Genomic DNA, 18,753 nt, shown 5'->3' with positions numbered 1-18,753 from the left:
ACCGGGCCGCCCTTTTCGCGTCCCTGTCGCAGCACCCCTGGGCCCGCACCTGGGCCCGCATACGAATTCTTGTTGTGGTCGGGCCCCCCTTCCGTGCCATGAAGGATGGGCTGGCTGGGCTTCGGCCAGCCGATAAAGCCCGCGCGACATCTTACAAGCGCAGGGAAATCAAGGGATAGGGAGGGGATTGCATGGTGCCGGTTGCAGGCATGGCCTGGGTCGACTACGCCATCGTGGCGGTGTATCTCATCGGCATCGTGTCATTAGGGCTGTATCTGGCCCGCCGCCATTCCTCGACCGAGGATTTCTTCCTGGCGTCGCGCGGCACCACTTGGCCGGTCATCGGCCTGGCGCTGCTGGCCTCCAACATCTCGTCCACCACGCTGATCGGCTTGGCGGGTGCGGCCTACGGCACCGGCATCTCGGTCTACAATTACGAATGGATGGCGGCGGCCGTCCTGGTGTTCTTCTGCGTGTTCTTCCTGCCCTTCCTGCTGCGGTCCAAGGTCTATACCCTGCCGGAGTTCCTGGAGCGGCGGTACAGCGGCCTGGCGCGCACCTATTTCTCAGGCCTGACCCTGTTCCTGAACCTGGTGGTGGACACGGCCAGCGCCCTCTACGGCGGCGCCCTGCTGTTCAAGCTGCTGCTGCCCGACGTGCCCTTGTGGGAGATCGTCATCGTGCTGGCCGTCTCGGCCGGCATCTACACCATTGCCGGCGGCCTGCGCGCCGTGATCTATACCGAGACCATCCAGGCCGTGCTGCTGCTGACGGCCTCCTGCGTCATCGCCGTGCGCACCTTCCTGAAGGCCGGCGGCTGGGACGCGGTCATGGGGGCGGTGGACCCCGCCAAGCTGTCGCTGATCCGCCCTTTGAGCGACGCGGCCGTGCCCTGGCCCGGCCTGCTGACGGGCGTGCCGCTGCTGGGCTTTTACTTCTGGTGCACCAACCAGTTCATGGTGCAGCGCGTGCTGTCGGCCAAGGATGAGAACCACGGCCGCTGGGGCAGCCTGTTCGCCGGCGCCCTGAAACTGCCGGTGCTGTTCCTGATGGTGCTGCCCGGCACCGCCGCCATCCTGCTGTACCCCAACCTGAAATCGCCGGACCTGGTGTTCCCCACCCTGCTATTCGGCCTGCTGCCTGCCGGCCTGGTGGGCCTGGCGGTGGCCGGCTTCATGTCGGCGCTGATGTCGTCCATCGCCTCCACCTTCAATTCGGCCTCCACCCTGTTCACCATGGACTTCGTGCGCCGCTGGCGGCCGGAGATGCAGGGCGCCGCCCTGGTCCGCGTGGGCCGGATGGCCACCCTGGTCATGGCCGTGGCCGCCATGGCCTGGGCACCGCAGATCGAGCACTTCGGATCGCTGTGGCAATACCTGCAGGTCATCATCGCCTATGCCGTGCCGCCGGTGATGGCGCTGTACCTGGTGGGCATCTTCTGGCGCCGGGCCAACGCCGCCGGGGCCGCCGCCTGCATCGCCGCCGGCGTCCTGGGCGGGGCGGCCCTGTTCGTGGCAAACACTGTGCTGGACGTGGTCAGCATCCACTTCCTGTACGTGGCACCCCTGCTGTTCGTGTTGTGCGCCATCGTGCTGGTGCTGGTCAGCCTGGCCACGGCGCCGGACGCGGCGGAAAAGTCGGCCGGCCTGGTCTGGACCCCCGCCTTCTTCCGGGAGGAAAGCGTGCGGCTGGCGCATGAGCCCTTCTGGCGCAACTACCGCGTCCTGGCCGGCCTGCTGCTGGCCGCCACCGCCGTCATTGTCTACACCTTCCGCTAAGGGCCCCGTCCATGGTTGATCCGCTGCGGGTGTTGCCGCCCGGCACCATCCGCCCTGACCTAATGGATCCCGAGCCGCGACGCGCATTGCGGGGACGCGGGACCGATTGCTATCATCCGCGCCCAGGGGAGCACCAAGAGGCCGGAAGCAAGGGGATGCGGGTCAAGCGTCCGACATCGTTCGACATCGCCGAACTGGCCGGCGTGTCGCAGTCCACCGTGTCCCGCGCCCTGCGCAACGACGCGATGGTCAGCGAGGATACCCGCCAGCGCGTGGCCCAGGCGGCCCGCCTGCTGAACTATAAGGTCGACGTCAACGCCCGCAATCTGCGCTCGCAGAAGACCAACACCCTGGCCCTGCTGCTGTATGAAGACCCGGTAACCAGCCAGTCGCTGATCAACCCCTTCTTCCTGTCCATGCTGAGCAGCATCACCAAGGCGTCGGCGCGGCGCGGCTATGACCTGCTGATCAGCTTCCAGCAATCCAGCGACGACTGGAGTGCGGACTACGCCGCGTCCAAGCGGGCCGACGGCCTGATCTTCCTGGGCTATGGCGACTATCTGCGCTACGTCGACAAGATCAGCCGCCTGGATGAGGTCAGCACCGCCTTCGTCACCTGGGGCCCCGTGGTCCCGGGCCAGCCGGGTCACTTCATCGGGTCGGACAACATCCAGGGCGCCCGCGAGGGCGTGCGCCACCTGATCGCGCGCGGCCGCAAGCGCATCGCCTTCCTGGGCGACATTTCCGAGCATTGCCCCGAATTCCGCGACCGCTACACCGGCTATGTCGAGGCGCTGGGCGAAGCGGGCCTGCCGGTGATCGAAGCGCTGTACGCCGATGCCGCCGCCTCGGAGGAGGTCGGGCACCAGGCCATCCTGAACCTGATCGACCGCGAGGGACCCATCGACGCCGTGTTCGGCGCCTGCGACCTGCTGGCCATCGGCGCCATGAACGGCCTGCGCGAGCGATCCTTGCGCGTGCCCGAGGATGTGGCGGTGGTGGGCTTTGACGACATCGTCGCCGCCCCCTTCACTTCACCCCCCCTGACGACCATCCGCCAGGACACCGCCGCCGCCGGGGAACTGTTGGTGGAAAACCTGCTGCGCCTGATCGACGGCCGCCCCATCGAGACGACGCAGATCACCACCAGCCTGGTGGTGCGGGGCAGCTGCGGCGGCGCCTGACCCCCGTCGGGACGGCCGCCATACCCCCGGTTGTTGCCAACATCCTAGGCGTGCGGTATCCCCATGGTGGGGCCAGCAAGGGGGGACGTCGTTGGGGCGACCGGGCATACACCCCGATTGGAGTTGGACGTGCTGCAACGACCCAGCCACGGGCGATCCCTGATTTCCATGATGATGGACTTGGCCGCGCCGGAGACCCGCGAGAGCGGTTTGGCGGAACTGGAGTCCACCGGCTACCTGACGCCGGTGCTGCGGCAGGTGTGGACGGTCGAACTGGCCCGGCCCAAATACGCCAACCGCTACCTCACCGGCATCGTCTCGCAGGAAAAGGTGCGCATCGAGAAGCTGTTGCGCCAAGTCGGCGGGGAGCTGACGGCGGTGAAGACACGCGCCGTCATCAACAATTTCAGCCAGGCCCTGCAGGTCTGCAAGCAGGAGCACCGCCTTGACCCTGACCGCATCCGGCGGTCGCGCATCCTGGACTTCGGCGCCGGCGTATGGTCGTCCCTGTCCGCCTCCATCATACTCTACGCCATCGGGTTCGAGCAGGCGGACGCGTTCGAGCCCTACCCCGTCAGCCCTGACATGGTGGCGGAGAGCGTCTTTCAGACCATCCGCTGGCTATATGACACGCCGGACGCTTTCGCCGTCTTCGGCGCCACGCCGGCGACGATGAAGCAGCGGGTAGCCGCCCTGGATTTTTCCGGCCTGGAGGAAAAGCTGGATGGCCTGAACGCCGGCGGCCCGCGCGTGATCGATTTCGGACCCGTCCGGCTGTTCAACAACACCGACATGATGGACAACGGGTATTACGACCTGGTGTGCAGCAATTCGGTGCTGGAGCATGTGGAAGACATGCGCGGCGCCCTCGCGCGACAGCGGGAAATCCTGAAGGACGATGGCGCATGCGTGCACACGGTGGACTTCACCGATCACCGCGCCATCTCGGCCGACCGGGAGGACATCGAGCATTCCTTTCACATGTACTATGACGGCATCCTGGATGAGGTGAACGGCCTGCGCGCCGGCGACCTGGAATCCCTGTTCGTGCTGAGCGGCTTCCACGGCAGCGTCGTGCGGCTGATGGCGGCGCCCGACGGGTATATCGACCACACCCGCCTGCACCCCCGTTTCGCCCACTACTCCCCGGCGGACCTGGCGGCGGCGGTCAGCAGCTACGTGCTGACCAAAGCCTGAGGCTTCCCCATCGGCGGACGTGCCCGATCCTGCGGCGGCCCGCGCCGCTGATCCCCGGAGCCCATCGGCCCCGGGGATTGCAGTCACTCACGGCTTCGTCGCGTAGCGCACCGCCACGGGGGCGTAGAGGTCCCAGATCCCGCCGTCGTGCAGGGAGCGCAGCAGCTTCACATACTCCGCGTGCGCCCAGGCCAGAGGCGTCGCGCTATCGGTGCCGGCGCCGGCCTTGTAGCCGCGGCCGCCATCGCTACCCACCCCGTCCCACACCTGTTCCGGGATCATCAGGCCCTGGTTGGCGAAGCGTTCCATGGCGCGGACGTAGGTGGTGCGTATGGCCTCCACCTCCGCCGGCTTGGCCCCGCCGGCCTTGGCCGCCGCCAGCGCCAGCTCGTAATGCCCGCGCTCACCCGTCAGCAGGGGCCAGACGCGGCCGCGCTGGGTGGGGGTCATGCTGCCGCTGACGGCATAGTTGGCGCCGGTCGCCCGATCCTCGCCATAGCCGTCGTTGCCGTAGCGGCGCCAGCCGGGGTAGGCCGTGGCGTCGCCATCGAAGTGGAAAGTGTACTTGACGCGCAGGTTCTCCGGCAGCGTCTCGTCGTCCAGCACCGCCAGGCTGGACTTGATGACGGGGTCGCTGGGCGCCCGCACGCCATAGCGCACCAGCTCCAGGAAGCCGCCGTCGACATAGGCATCCTCCGTCAGCGCCTGCTGCCCGTTCCGTACCGCCAGGGGCGTGTGGGCGTTGGGCTGGCCCGTGGGCGCGATGCGCAGGTAATACCCCGCCTTCGATCCTTTCGGCGCCAGCTGGCCGTTGGTGGTGACCGTCGCGGCCTCCAGCCCGGCGGAATAGGTGTCGGCGGCGGCGTAGTAGCGCTTTACCGCCGCCTCATCGCCCGCCTGGCCCGCCAGTTCGGCCGCCGCCGCCAGGCCGGCGATGACCGCCGCCGTGGTGGAGGGGGAGTTGCCGGCCTGCTCCTCCCAGCGTTCCTGCTGAGTCACGGGCGGGTGGATGGTGGCCTTGTTCCAGCCGATGCCGGCGGTACCGCCCTTGACCAGGAAGTCGGCGGCCGGCTTCACCATGCTGGTGTAGAGCGCGGTGGCCTCGGCGTCGCTGATGACGCCGTTGCGCCACAGGCGCCAGGCCAGCATCAGCGGCATGGCCGTCTGGTCCAGCTGCACGCCCACCCATTCCGGCGTGCCGTCCACATGCGTCTTCTGCAGGAACCAGCCGCCGTCGCCATGGTTGCCGGGCGTCTTCGGTCCCACCTGGATGGTCTTCAGGTAGGCCAGCGCCGCCTTGGGCGTCTCGCTGTCGCCCAGGGCCAGCAGGGCCATGGCGCACTGGTAGAAGTCGCGCGGCCACACCGCCTTGTAGCCCGTCGCCGGCTTGTCCGCCTTCTGCGTGTCGCCCCAGGGCGCGGACAGCGACGCGATCAGCGCGCCAGGATGGGTCTTATCCTCCTGCGCCTTCAGCACCAGGGCACTGGCGTACAACAGCTTGCCGCCATCCATGGCGACCTTAGCCAGGTCCGGCAAGGGCGCCAGCTTGGCCTGGTATCCTTCCCAGCCGGCATCATACGCCGCCAGCACGGCGTCGTGCCCGCGCTTCAGCGTGGCCGTGGCGGCGGCGTCCGCCGCCTTGGCGCTGTCGCCGAAGCCGACGACGATGTCGAAGGTTGCTTCCCCCGTCACGGGCGCCAGGGCGCCCGCCAGGGCCACGTTGCCGGCCTTGTCGCCGGTGGTGGTGTAGCTGCCCTCCAGCTTGCCGGCCTTTTGCAACTGGGTCAGCCCGTCGGAAGCGCCGACGAAGCCCACGCTGGCGGTCTTGAAGCCCGGGGCGGCCTTCACCACCAGATGGCGGTCGCCCTCATAGGCGTGCAGGGCGCCGTCGACCACATCGGCCTTGTCGCCGCCGCCGGTGCCGCCCATCTGCGGGTCCACCAGCAGAAAGGGGGTGACCGTACCGCCCTTGGCCCGCACCGTCACGCGCACCACCAGCGTGTCGGCGGCGGGGTCGGTGAAGACCTGTTTCTCGATCTCGTACTTGCCGTTCCTGGCCTTGTTTACGACCTTGTAGGCCAGCGAGCGGGGACGGCCGGCGGCATCGACATCCAGATAGCTGGTGGTGCTGTCGGTATCCTTGTCCTCCACATCCAGGAAGCCGTCGCCCTGGATGGCGAGCTTCAGCTCGCGCAACTGCACCTCATGGATCAGGCCGTACATCGTCTCCGTAACCACCCCCTTGGCCAGCGAGAACCAGACGCGCGACGGCACCGCCTTGCCCGCTTGCGCATCGTAGGCGTGATACGCTGTGCCGATGCCGGTCTTGCCCGCGTAGGCGCCCGTCGCCGCCTGCCCCGGCGCCCCCGGCGCCACGGCGGCGAAAGCGGCCCCCGTCATGCTTGAAGCCAGCAGCATCACCATCAGCGCGGCCGCCCGTTTCCGTCCCATCGTCTTATTGTTCGTCATTCCATCACCAGGCTCAAAAGACAGCAGGCCCCACTGTCCCCCGCAGTGCACCGCACAAGGGCTTGAATACGTATGGGAGGCTGAAGACGGAAGGGAGAAATACGTATGTGGGATGCGGCTATCGCGACCAAGGCCAGCGCTGGCGCGGCATGCGCACTTTCGGCGGATGGGGATTGTTGAAGCCGCCGGGTAGATCGTCTTCCCATACGGCAAGTAGGCCGTTGAGGATGAAACCGACGACAACAAAAACGATCGCTAGCCACCAAGGCATTTTGAAGACTTCGACGAGCAGCACAACCACGCTGAGGGCGATGGTTGCGAGGATGATCTTCGTTCGAAACAGAATGCGCCGCAGCTGCTTTTCCCTATCGTCCATCTTCGCCTGCCCCGCAGTTGGCCTTATTCTAATGCCAAAAGTGCCGGCGCCACCAGGCGACAGCGTCGCCCGGGCCGTAAGGAGCGGTTTATGGAAGATGGAATCGTTATCCTGCGCTCCCATGCATCCACGGGGACCGCAAATGCCGCCACGGTAGCGACCGTCACGCTGCAAGTGCCGGCGCTTCAATATGACTTCGCTGACCACCGTATTGATGGTCGGCCACATCAGGCTGGAGTAGCTACGCTCAAGGGCCCGAACCGGCGATATGCTCAACGCGCCAACAGGAACCCCAACGGCACGTCCAGCCGCGCGCGCCATGAAGCCTCGTTGTGGTCGGCGCCGGGGTAGACGCGGGTCATGAAGTCCACGTCCTCGCGATAGCCCTGTGCCCGCATCTGGGCGTCCACCTTGTCCTGGTAGGGACCGTAGAGGCTGTCCAGGTTGATGGTACCGTGGTCGAAGTACACCTTGCCGTCACCGGGGCGGGGCAGACGGTCGCGCAGGTAGTCGCGGAACAGGGCGGCGACACGGTCCAGGCGGGGGTCGTGGGCGTTCACCAGGTCGCCCTGGGTGCTGACCAGCCAGTGGGTGGACAGGGCCCCGGCGCCGCCGAACACCTGGGGATACCGGCACAGCGCGTAGAGGGAGATGAGGCCGCCCATGCTGGAGCCCATGACCACCGTGTCCGCCCGTGCCGGACGGGTGCGGAAGCGGGCATCGACGGCGGGCTTCAGCTCCTCCACCACGAAGCGCAGATAGCCGTCGGACAGGGGGGAGCCCGCCAGGCCTTGCAGCTCCGCCGGCAATCGGCCGTCCAGGTTGGGGGCGTACTCCTGCGAGCGCAGGTCGGTATTCCAAATACCCACCACCATCGTCGGCTTCACCGTGCCGGCCGCCATCAGGCGGGTCAGATGCTGGCCCACGCCCCAGGTCTGGCCGCCATAGGCCGTTGCCGCGTCGAACAGGTTCTGGCCGTCGTGCATGTAAAGAACGGCATAGCGATCCTGGCTGGCATCATAGTCCGGCGGCAGCCAGACCGTGACGCGGCGCGCCTTGGCATGGGCGGATGCCATGTCGCCCATATCCACCAAGCGTCCCGGCAGGGGACCGGGGCCGTCCGGTGCGGTGGGGGAGAGCGCACCGGCGAAGGCGGGCGTCCCCGGCAGGGTGGCGACGGCCAGGCAGGCCAGGGCCGTGCGGCGGGTCAGTGTCATCATGATCAATGCCCCTTGCCCGCCACCAGCTGCACGGCCGCCCCACCGCCGCGCGCCAGCGGCAGGCTCAGCGTGTCGCCCCGGTGCACGGTGCGGGTCTCCACAATCATGGGATGGCCGTCGGTGTGCCAGTCGGCGTTCGGGCCATCGCGGTAGATATGGGCGGTGTAGTCGCGGCCGGCGTCCAGGAAATCCAGGGTCACGGTCAGGGTGCGGGGCTGGTCATCGCCCACGCTGCCGATGTACCAGTCATCTCCCTTCCTGCCCTTGCGGGCGAAGGTGGCGTATTGCCCGACCTCGCCGTTCAGCACGCGGGTGTCGGACCAGTCGACCGGCACCGCCTTGATGAAGGCCAGGGCATCCGGGTACTTGGCGTAGTTCTCCGGCAGGTCGGCCAGCATCTGCACCGGGCTGTACAGCACGACGTACAACGCCAGCTGCTTGGCGAGCGTGGAGGGGATGCGGGTATTGTCCTTGCCCGTCAGGCTGACCACGCCGGGCGTGAAGTCGAAGGGGCCGGACAGCATGCGGGTGAAGGCCAGCGTCGCCTCATGGTTGGGCGGGTTCTTAGGGTTGCCCCAGGCGTTGTATTCCATGCCCCGCGCCCCTTCCCGCGCCACCCAGTTGGGATAGGTGCGGCGCAGGCCGGTATCCTTGATGGGCTCGTGGCTGTCGATGGCGATGTGCCGCTTGGCCGCCTCCGTCACCACGCGCAGGTAGTGGCGGGACATCCACTGGCCATCGTGCCATTCGCGCAGGGTTGTGCCATCGGGTTCCACCCGCTCGATATCGCCGTCATCGGTGACATAGCCGGTCTTGATGGCGGGGATCCCCAGGCCCTGGGCGTAATCCAGGGCGGCGTCCAGCTGGCTTTCGTAATGGCTGACGGAACCGCCGGTCTCATGATGGCCGATCAGGTTCACGCCCTTGGACCGGGCGTAGGCGGCCATGCCGGCCCAGTCCAGGTCGGGCGTCGGCTTCTTGAAGTCGAAGTCGTTGCCGTTGCCGAACCACTGGCCGTCCCAGCCCACGTTCCAGCCTTCCACCAGCACGCCGCCGATGCCGTTGGCGGCCGCGAAGTCGATATGCTTGCGCACATTGGCGGTGGTGGCGCCGTGCTTGCGGCCGGTGGCCCAGCTGGCGGACCCCAGGTGCATTTCCCACCACACGCCCACGAACTTCTCCGGCTTCACCCAGCTGACGTCGCCCAGGGCGTTGGGCTCGTTCAGGTTCAGCTCCAGGTGCGATTGGTAGAGGCCGCCGGCGCTGTCGGCGAAGATCAGGGTGCGCCACGGCGTGGTGAAGGGCGCCTGGCGCACCACGCGGGCGCCGAGCGGGCTGGGCGACAGCGTGGCCTTCAGCCGCTGGCCGTCCACCCGCCGCACCCACATGCCGGCATAGTCCACCAGCGCCGCCTCATGCAGGGCGATGTGGGTGCCGTCGTCGGTGCGGATGGTCAGGGGGGTATGCGCCTGGCCCAGCTCCGCCAGGGGGGTGTGGTTGTAGATGTATTCGTAGCTGTCCCACTCCCCGGCCGGGGTCCACCATGCCTCCCCTGTCCGCACCACGGCGAACTCGGTCAGTTCGTCCGCGATGCGCACGGTCTTCAGCTGCGGCTGGTCGGGGAATTCATAGCGGAAGCCGACGCCATCGTCATAGACGCGGAACACCACGTCCAACTCGCGCGCGGCCCCCGCCTTTTCCTTCAGCCGCACGCGCAGTTCGTTGAAATGATTGGCAATGGTGCGCCATTCGCCCCAGGGCTGTTCCCAGGTATCATCCACCGTGCGGGTGGACTGGCCGGCCAGGGTGAAGCCGCGTTCCATCTTCGGCGCATCGGTGAACAGGAAACCCAGGCGGGAGGGGGCGATGACCTCCGCCCCACGGCGGGTGACGGCATAGGCTGGCCGCCCCTCCCCATCCAGCTCCACCCGCACGGCGAGAGTGCCGGCGGGGGAGGCGATGGTGGCCACGACCTTGGCCGGTGTTTCCGCCAGGGCCGGCAACGCCATAAGCACCAGTGCCAAAACCACCAGCGCCCCCAGGCGCCTTGTCAGGGAAACCATCACCACCGCCCTCCCATTTTTTTCTTTTCGGATCAGAGCCTTACGGCCGTGACAGCACCAGCCCGCCGAAGGGCGGCAGGGTCCAGCCCTGGGTGCCGGACTGGGGTTCACCCACGCTGTCCACCACCGGCCAGTTCGCCCCCTCGGGCGTCGTCCAGGCCCCGGGCCCGAAGTTGAACAGGCACAGCAGCGTCTCGTCGCCATGGCTGCGTTCGAAGGCCAGCACGTGCTCGCCGGCCTCGACAAAGCGCATCCCGCCCACGGCCAGCGCCTCATGCGCCTTGCGCAGGCCCAGCACCCGGCGGGTCAGCGCCAGGTGCGAGTGGGGGTCGGCCTGCTGCCGGTCCACCGCCATCGCGTCATGGTCGGCGCCCACGGGCAGCCAGGGCTGGACCGTGCTGAAGCCGGTGTTGGGGGCGCCGGACGTCCACGGCATGGGCGTGCGGGCACCGTCGCGGCCCAGGGTCAGGGGCCAGTTGGCGATGGCCTCGGGGTCCTGCAGCTGCTCGAACGGAATGGACACCTGGGTCAGTGCCAGTTCTTCCCCCTGGTAGAAGAAGATGTTGCCGCGCAGCGTAACCAGCAGCAGCGCCGCCATGCGGGCGAAGGCCGCGCGGTCCTCCGGCTTTGCCCAGCGCGAAACGCAGCGCGGCGCGTCGTGGTTGGAAAAGGCCCAGCTGGGCCAGCCCAGGCCGGGTTCATCCGGCCACAGCTCCAGCGCCTTGCGCACCAGGGCCGGGGTCAGCGTGTCAGCGTAGAGGAAGCTGAAGTCGTAGGCGCTGTTCAGCCGCGTGTCGCCGGCGGTGAAGGCCTTCATCTCGCGGTCGGCGTCCGGCCCCCCCACCTCCGCCACCGTGAAGCGGTCGCCATCGTAACTGTCCAACACGCCGCGGATGCGCTCCAGGAATTTCGGGATGTCCGGGTGGGACATGTTCTTGGAATGCAGCTGGAAATCGAAGGGCCGCGTGCGCACGGCGTGCGTATCCGGGTTCACCGGGTTATCGGTGAAGGCCGGGTCGTGCATGGAGAAGTTGATGGCATCCAGGCGGAAGCCGTCCACCCCCCGGTCCAGCCAGAAGCGCGCCACGTCCAGCAGGGCGTCCTGCACCACCGGATTGTGCACGTTCAGGTCTGGCTGTTCGGTCAGGAAGTTGTGCAGGTAGTACTGGCGCCGCCGCGCATCCCAGGTCCAGGCCGGGCCGCCGAAAACGGACTGCCAGTTGCAGGGCGGGCTGCCGTCGGGCTTGGCATCGGCCCAGACGTACCAGTCGGCCTTGGGGTTGGTGCGGTCCTGGCGGCTTTCCTGGAACCACGCGTGCTGGTCCGAGGTGTGGGAATAGACCTGGTCGATGATGACCTTGAGGTTCAGCGCATGCGCGCGGGCCACCAAGGCGTCGAAATCGGCCAGGGTGCCGAACAGCGGATCGACATCGCGGAAATCGGACACGTCATAGCCGAAGTCGCGCATGGGGGAGGTGAAGAAGGGCGACAGCCAGATGGCGTCCACGCCCAGGCTGGCGACATGGTCCAGATGCCGGGTGATGCCGGGCAGGTCGCCCACCCCGTCGTTGTTGGCGTCGGCGAAACTGCGCGGATAGATCTGGTAGATCGCCGCCCCGCGCCACCAGGGTCGGGCGCCGCCCGGTCCGGTATGGGTGGGGTGTTCCATGGTCATGAAGCCTCTCCAGATGCGCAGACAACGTAATCAAGGGGGGCCACCCGGACAGCATAGCTGCCGGGGGCGGTAGGGGCAGGGCCGCATGAGCCGTGCAAGGCGGTGAAACTGGTCCATTGGGCCCCGACCTCAACCTGGGCGCTCACCGGTTGGGTCCCGGTGTTGACGGCCACCAGCACCTCCCGCCCCGTGGCGGGGTCGATACGCGAGACGGCGAACAAACCCGGCTTTTCACCGGCGTAGCGCAGGACGCTGCGGCCGCGGCGCAGCGCCGGCTCCGCCTCACGCAGGCGCGCCATCTCGGCCAGGGCCTTATAGAGGGGATGGTCGGGGTTGAAGCTGGGCGTGGCGGTGGTGGCCGTCGTGCCCACCAGGCGTTCCGCGTTGTAGGACGCGACCCGGCTGCCGAACATATCCTCGCGGCCGGCGCGATCCTCCCCGCCGCTGAAGCCCTGCTCATCTCCCGAATAGACGACCGGGACGCCGCGCTGGGTGAACATCAGGGCATTGGCCAGGATGACGCGCTTCAGGATCTCGTCCTCCCCAGCCTGAGGGAAGGCCTTGCGGGCGAAGTAGGCAAAGCGGCCGTGGTCATGGTTGCTGACAAAGGTGGGCAGCTGGCGCGCCGCATCCTCACCGCCCTCATACAGGGCGTCGCCGTCCAGCATCAGGGCCAGCCTGTCGGTGCCCTTGGTGCCGGCAACCGTGTCGACCACGGCGCGGCGGAAGGCGAAATCCAGCACGGCCGGCAGCTTGTCCACCCGGGTATGGCGGGCCAGGATGGCCACCCGGCCGTCGGTGTCCGCCACCTCGCCAAAGATATGGAAGTGGGGAATGCCCTTGGCCCTGGCGCGTTCCAGCATGGCGGGCACGAAGGCCTGCCAGAACTCCGGGTTCACGTGGCGGGTGGTATCGATGCGATAGCCGTCGATGCCATAGCGGTCGATCCAGGCGCCGTAGATGTCGATGAAACCCCGCACCACGGCCGGATGCTCGGTCATCACGTCGTCCAGGCCGCCGAAGTCGCCGTAGAGGGAGCTTTCGCCCTTGAAGGTGGATTCACCGCGGTTGTGGTAGTAGCGGGGGTCGTTCAGCCACTCCGGCGCCTTAACATGCTGTTCCGCCTCGGGCACGAAAGGGGTGTAGGCGTAGGCCGGGTCCGTCAGCCGCACGAAGTTCTCTTCCGTCCGGACCTCGTCGCCCTGGAAGCCGGCGTTGATGGCCGGACCGGCCGGGCCGCCCTTGCGGGTGTACGGATAGTCGGCCTTGGAGCGGTAGGGACAAGGCTTGCCCACACATTCCTTGTATTGGATGACGTCGGCCGTGTGGTTGATGACGATGTCCAGGTAGACCTTCATGCCGCGCGCGTGCGCCGCGTCCACCAGGGCCTTGAAGTCGTCGTCGGTGCCCAGATGCGGATCGACGTGGGTGAAGTCGGTGATCCAGTAGCCGTGATAGCCGGCGGACTGGTGGCCAGGCGCCCCCTGCACCGCCTTGTTCTTGAACACCGGGCCGACCCACAGGGCCGTGGCGCCCAAGCCCTGGATGTAGTCCAGCCGCCGGATCAGGCCTTTAAGATCACCGCCGTGATAATAGCCGCTGTCGGTCGGGTCATAGCCGGTGACCGACCGGTCGCCGCCGAGCCCGCCGCCCAGGCCACCCGTGTCGTTGGCGGTGTCGGCGTTGTCGAAGCGGTCGGGCAGCAGGAAATAGACCACCTCATCCTCCGCCAGGCGGTCGCGATAGTCGGCGGCCCGGGCCCGGGAGATGCCCGCCGGCAGCAGGGTCCCGGCGGCGATGATCATGGTCGTGGCAAGCAGCGCCAGACGGCGGCTGAAGGGCATCATGCGGTCCTCGTCAGGCTGTCGGCCTTGCAGTGGCGGGCGATGAAGTCGGCGTGGGAGGGCATGGCGTCCACCTCGCGCGCCACCGCCGCCTTGATGTCGTCCAGGAAACAGCGCAGATCCTCCTCCGACAACTGGTCGGCCAGGGGATGGTAATCACGCGGCCAAACCCCCTGCCCCAGGAAGACGTGCAGCCAGCTCACCTCGCTGAACAGTTCGTCGTGGTCGCGGGCGACGCGGCCCATTGCCCGGAAGACGCGCATGCGGCGGGCCAATTCCTCCGGCACCGGCCGGTCCCGGCACTCCCGCCAGAAGGGGCTGCCGTCGCGTTCCGTGGCCGCGTAGTGCAGGATGATGAAATCGCGGATGCGCTCATACTCGATGGCCGACGCGCGGTTGAACTCGTCCGCCACGGCGGGATCGAAACCCCCATCGGGCGACGAATGATTGGGCAGCAGCGTGATCAGGCGGGAAATCGCGGACTGGACCAGGTGGATGCTGGTGGATTCCAGGGGCTCCATGAACCCGCCGGCCAGGCCCACGGCCACGACGTTGCGGTTCCAGAAGCGACGGCGGCGACCGGCGGTGAACCGCAGCGGACGCGGCTCGGCCAAGGCCTCGCCGTCCAAGTTGGCCATGAGCGTGGCAGCCGCCTCGTCATCGCTGACATGGCGGCTGGAATAGACGTAGCCGTTGCCGGTACGGTGCTGCAGCGGGATGCGCCACTGCCAGCCGGCGGGCCGCGCGGTGGAGCGGGTGTAGGGCGTCAGGGCGGCGGCCGACCCGTCATGCGCGCTGGGCACGGCCCAGGCCCGGTCACAGGGCAGCCAGTGCGTCCAGTCTTCGAACCCGGTGTTCAGGGCCTGCTCGATCAACAGGCCGCGAAAGCCGGAACAGTCGATGAACAGGTCCCCGGCGACGCGGGTACCGTCCGCCATCTCCACCGCGTCGACAAAGCCGTCATGGGCGCGCAGCACGGTGCGGACGATCTTGCCCTCCGTCCGGCGCACGCCCCGCTGTTCCGCGAACCGCCGCAGATAGCGGGCGTAAAGCCCGGCATCAATGTGGAAGGCGTGCGCCAGCGGCTCAAGCGGGCTTTGCCGGCGCGGGTCGGGCCGGATGAAGCGTCCGCGCCGGGCTGCCACACTGTTCAGGATGTAAGGTTCCCAATCATCCGTCAGGCCCAGGCGGTGGGCTCGCAGCCAGAAATCCTGGAAATGGCCCAGCCCCAGCGACCGGCTGAAAGCGCCGAAGCTGTGCAGGTAACGGTGTCCCGGCCGCAGCCAGTCCACGAATTCGATGGCCAGCTTGATGGTGCCCTGGGTCTGACGCAGGAAATCGTTTTCGTCCAGGCCCAAGGCGCGGTTGAAGATGGCGATGGGGGGAATGGTCGCCTCGCCCACGCCCACGGTGCCGATCTCTTCGGATTCCACCAGATGGATGCGGTGGCCGCCGGGACCGAGGATGTGGCTGAAGAGGGCGGCCGTCATCCATCCGGCGGTGCCGCCGCCAACGATGACGATGTCGCGGAGGGGGGCGAACGTCATGGCCTGTCTTCCAGGTCGCTGTTGCCGGTACGTCCCCACCGGAGCGGGGAAAAGGGTGAGGCGGGCCCGGGTTCACTTGGGTCTGGGCCCGCCTCACGAGGGCTCGGGGAGAAAGGCGAGAGGCGCCCGCCGGCCGGGATGCCGGCGGGAGACCCCACCCTATCGGCTCAGTACTTGTAGGAAGCGCCGAGCAGATAACGAACGCCGTACTTTTCGTACCGCCAATTCTGCGTGGTATCGCCGTTGTAGTAGGTGATGACCGGCTCGTCGGTCAGGTTCTGGGCCTGCAGGACGATGGAGAGGCCCTTGAGCGCGCCTTCGCCGAAGTCGTAGCTGACCTGGGCATCGACCAGGGTCTCCGGCACCGCCAGGTCGAACTCGCGGCCCTGGCCGAAGCCTGTCTGTTCCGACAGGTAGCCGGAGCGGTGAGTGACCGAGACGCGGGCGCCGAAACCGCTGTTTTCGTAGTACAGCGTGCCCTGCTCGGTCCACTTGGAGTAGCCGGCCACCGGCAGCGTGCTGTTGCCGCTGCCCACACCCTGGGAACCCGCCTGCAGGTCGGTCTGCGTCCAGCCGGCGGCGCCGTTGATGCCGAAGCCTTCCAGCTTGGACCACACCATGTCCAGCGGCACGGCGAACGCGGCCTCCACGCCCTCGATCATGCCGCCGGTGCCGTTCACCGGCACGGTGACATAACCCAGGTTGGTGCTGGACCCGGTGGTGGAATTGCTGGTGACGCCGGTGAAGTCCGTCACCGTGCTCTTGTTGTAGATGTTGTTTTCCAGGTGCTTGTAGAACGCCGCCAGCGACAGGTAGCCGGCCTTGTTGAAATAGTATTCGTAGGACAGGTCCACCGCGTCGGCGTACCAGGGCTTCAGGTACGGGTTGCCGCCGTTGCCGCTCCACGGGCTGTTGTTCAGGTTGCCGCCGGTGTAGCCGGCCTTGGAGCTGTCGAAGCTGTAGGACAGGTTGGCCTGCATCTGGTCCATGCGGGCCCGCATCATCTCGCGGGCGGCGCCCAGACGGATCTGGTGGTCCGGGTTGGGCAGCACGAAGGACAGGTTCAGGCTGGGCAGCAGGTCATTGTAGGCGATGCCCTGGGTGCGGGGGGCGTAGACGCCGGCGGCGGAGTTGGCGGTGCTGACAGCGATGCCCGTGGACGACTGGTCGGTATGGACCAGCTGCAGGCCGACATTGCCGGTGACCTTCACGCTGCCCAGGTTGCCGTCGACGTCGGCCTTGACGAAGGCTGTCGTGACCTTTTCATCCACGGTGTAGTGGCTGTCGCCGGTGCAGTTGGCACGATACTGGCCGCAAGGCACCAGGCTGTAGACGCCGCGGGACAGCAGTTCCACCGGGTTGTAGGCAACGGTGTTGCCCAGGCCGATCCAGCTGAGGTCGGCGGTGCCCACCATGGCCCATGACGGAATGGCGGCGCTGGCGCCCCTCACCCCGGTCAGCGGGTCAACCGGCGCGGTCAGGTTGGACGTCAGGGTGACGTACCATTCCGGCTGGTAGTATTCCTTGTTGCGCTCGGTGTAGTTCACGCCGATGTCGATGTCCTTGAGGAAGGCGACTTCGTGGAAGTCCTTCTTCAGATCGCCCTTCAGCGAGTACAGGTCGTCGTGCACCCGCGGCTTGTTCAGGTAGCCGTTCTGGGCATAGGGGGTGGTGCCGCCGTTCCAGTTATTGGGATCGGTCAGCTTGATCAGGTTCGGATCGGCGTAGTTCAGGTTGTGAGTGTACTGGTACCCGGCCTCATTGGTGCCGACATTGGTGAACCCGATGGTGTCGGTGGCGCCCGACGACCCGCTGGAACCGGTGCCGAAGTAGGATTCGAAGCGGGTGGTGGTGCGGTCGGCCAGGCTGTAGCCGGCGTCCAGGGTGCCGGTCCAGTCGCCCTTGGTGTAGCGCCCGTTCCAGCCGATGGAATACAGGTCGGACTGGGTGGTGCCCACGTCGCTGCGGCCCACGCCCTTCACGCCGCTGAACGCGCCGCTGGTGATCATGTTGCCGACGGTGGTGTAGCCGGGCAGCAGCGCCACGGGCGGCTGCGCGCCGATGGCCGAGCCGTTGCCCCATTGCAGCGGCATCTCAATGCCGCGCTGCCACTGGTAGTCCTGGTAGTGGGTGTAGAAGAAGTCCAGCGACGTGGTGAAGTTGTCGGTGGGCTTGTACTGCACCGTGCTCATGATGCCGGTGCGGTTGAACTCTTCGGAGTTCGCGCGCACCTCGTCACCGCCGATGACGTATTTGCCGTTGGATAGCTGCGGATAACCCCAGACGCGCGAGGTTTCCTGCTGCGTCGGCGAGTTCAGGTGGGCGATGGACAGCGACACGCCCAGGGTATCGTGAGCGAACTGGTCGATGTAGGTGGCGCTGGCGCGGTAGCCCTTGTCCTCGCTGTCCGAGTTGAGCTTGCCGATGGAGGTCTGCTCATACCGGGCGGAGGCGGACAGCACCTGCTTGCCGTAGTCCAGCGGGCGCACGGTCTGCAGATCCACGGTGCCGGCCAAGCCCTGGGCGGTGAAGCCGGCCTGCGGGGTCTTGTAGACCACGGCGCTGCTGATGATTTCCGAGGGGTACAGGTCGTATTCGACGCTGCGGTTGTTGCCGGTCGACACCTGCTCGCGCCCGTTCAGGGTGGTCAGGGTGAAGTCGGGGCCCAAGCCGCGCAGGCTGATGACCTGGGCGCGGCCGTCCACGCGCTGGGCGGCCAGGCCCGGCAGGCGGGCCAGCGATTCAGCGATGGAGTTGTCCGGCAGCTTGCCGATATCCTCGGCCGAGATCGCTTCCACGATCTGGCTGGCGTCGCGCTTCGCCTCGATCGCCGTTTCCAGCGAGTGGCGGAAGCCGCTGACGACGATTTCCTGCATGTCGTCGTTGGCGGCGGCGGCATCGGCCGGCGCGCTCTGCGCCAGGGCGGACCCGTGCATCATCAGCACGGCGGCGCTGACACCCAGGGCGAGCCTGGCGGCCAAACTGATCTTCGTGTTCCTCATGGCACCCTCCCCTTAAGTCTTGGCTTAAGCAGGCCGTTACCCGGCCCAGTTGCTGCTGTTCTTCAAAGTGTCCGCCCCTGCGGACGGATACCCCCCGGGTCGCCCCGGCGTGAACGAAGGCTGTGGCCGCCCCGGGTCGACGGGGCACCTTGCGCGACGTCATGAATGTCACGGTATGGATCAGAGATGGCTCAGGTACGACTGTACCAAGCGTTTCAGGGCGCCTGGCCGTATCGTTTCCACCTGAACGCGCATCAACCTGGATTTGGGTGCTTGGGCACCCTGGCCCCGTATCCTCCCGAATTTGCGACGATCATAGTGTGGGGCGGATTTTTGTAACATAGTCCGCATACGTATGTGCAACGATCCAGTAACAGTCACATACGTATTCAGACAGG

General features: G+C 67.2%; 11 protein-coding genes. 3 read left to right on the top strand and 8 right to left on the bottom strand.

All coding sequences use genetic code 11. The features are described 5' to 3' along the window. Positions 1-191 precede the first annotated feature (191 nt). The 3 genes from P5F91_RS00630 to P5F91_RS00620 all read left to right on the top strand — a co-directional run bounded on the left by P5F91_RS00630 (position 192) and on the right by P5F91_RS00620 (position 4,159). Complete coding sequence (locus P5F91_RS00630) at positions 192-1,778, top strand: sodium:solute symporter (protein WP_145612813.1); 1,587 nt, start codon at positions 192-194, stop codon at positions 1,776-1,778. 155 nt (positions 1,779-1,933) lie between these two features. Further along, a complete protein-coding gene (locus P5F91_RS00625) occupies positions 1,934-2,962 on the top strand; it encodes a LacI family DNA-binding transcriptional regulator (RefSeq protein WP_145612814.1) in 1,029 nt (342 codons plus the stop codon). Positions 2,963-3,091: 129 nt separating this feature from the next. Next, on the top strand, positions 3,092-4,159 hold the full coding sequence (locus P5F91_RS00620) for a class I SAM-dependent methyltransferase (RefSeq protein ID WP_277906132.1): 1,068 nt from the start codon (positions 3,092-3,094) through the stop codon (positions 4,157-4,159). A gap of 87 nt (positions 4,160-4,246) precedes the next feature. Here P5F91_RS00620 and P5F91_RS00615 read toward each other — a convergent pair whose 3' ends face one another. From P5F91_RS00615 to P5F91_RS00580, 8 genes are all read right to left on the bottom strand, one after another. Continuing rightward, entirely contained in the window at positions 4,247-6,628 is a 2,382-nt protein-coding gene (locus P5F91_RS00615; protein WP_145612816.1) for a glucan 1,4-alpha-glucosidase, read from the bottom strand. Positions 6,629-6,746: 118 nt separating this feature from the next. Further along, positions 6,747-7,232, bottom strand: a complete 486-nt coding sequence (locus tag P5F91_RS00610) for a hypothetical protein (protein ID WP_277906131.1) — start codon at positions 7,230-7,232, stop codon at positions 6,747-6,749. A 44-nt stretch (positions 7,233-7,276) separates the two neighbouring features. Then, positions 7,277-8,224: an alpha/beta hydrolase gene (locus P5F91_RS00605; RefSeq protein WP_145612818.1), complete on the bottom strand. Its 948-nt coding sequence runs from the start codon at positions 8,222-8,224 to the stop codon at positions 7,277-7,279. A 2-nt stretch (positions 8,225-8,226) separates the two neighbouring features. Then, complete coding sequence (locus P5F91_RS00600) at positions 8,227-10,287, bottom strand: glycoside hydrolase family 97 protein (protein WP_277906130.1); 2,061 nt, start codon at positions 10,285-10,287, stop codon at positions 8,227-8,229. Positions 10,288-10,327: 40 nt separating this feature from the next. Next, positions 10,328-11,962 carry an alpha-glucosidase family protein gene (locus tag P5F91_RS00595; RefSeq protein ID WP_277906129.1) on the bottom strand — a complete coding sequence of 545 codons (1,635 nt, stop codon included), beginning with the start codon at positions 11,960-11,962 and terminating at the stop codon, positions 10,328-10,330. After that, positions 11,959-13,809 (bottom strand): alpha-amylase family glycosyl hydrolase, encoded by a 1,851-nt coding sequence (locus tag P5F91_RS00590; protein ID WP_277906128.1) that lies wholly within the window; start codon positions 13,807-13,809, stop codon positions 11,959-11,961. Before P5F91_RS00590 ends, P5F91_RS00595 begins: the two co-directional genes overlap by 4 nt. Next, positions 13,806-15,353, bottom strand: a complete 1,548-nt coding sequence (locus tag P5F91_RS00585) for a tryptophan halogenase family protein (RefSeq protein WP_145612821.1) — start codon at positions 15,351-15,353, stop codon at positions 13,806-13,808. The genes P5F91_RS00590 and P5F91_RS00585 overlap by 4 nt, the downstream gene beginning before the upstream one ends. Positions 15,354-15,520: 167 nt before the next feature. Next, positions 15,521-18,355, bottom strand: a complete 2,835-nt coding sequence (locus P5F91_RS00580) for a TonB-dependent receptor (RefSeq protein WP_145612822.1) — start codon at positions 18,353-18,355, stop codon at positions 15,521-15,523. Positions 18,356-18,753: the final 398 nt, after the last annotated feature.

It is taken from the genome of Nitrospirillum amazonense, from assembly GCF_029594735.1.
In the GTDB taxonomy this organism is placed as follows: Bacteria; Pseudomonadota; Alphaproteobacteria; order Azospirillales; family Azospirillaceae; genus Nitrospirillum; species Nitrospirillum amazonense.
The sequence above is the reverse complement of the archived record's forward strand: the minus strand, read 5'-3'. Positions and strand labels throughout refer to the sequence as shown.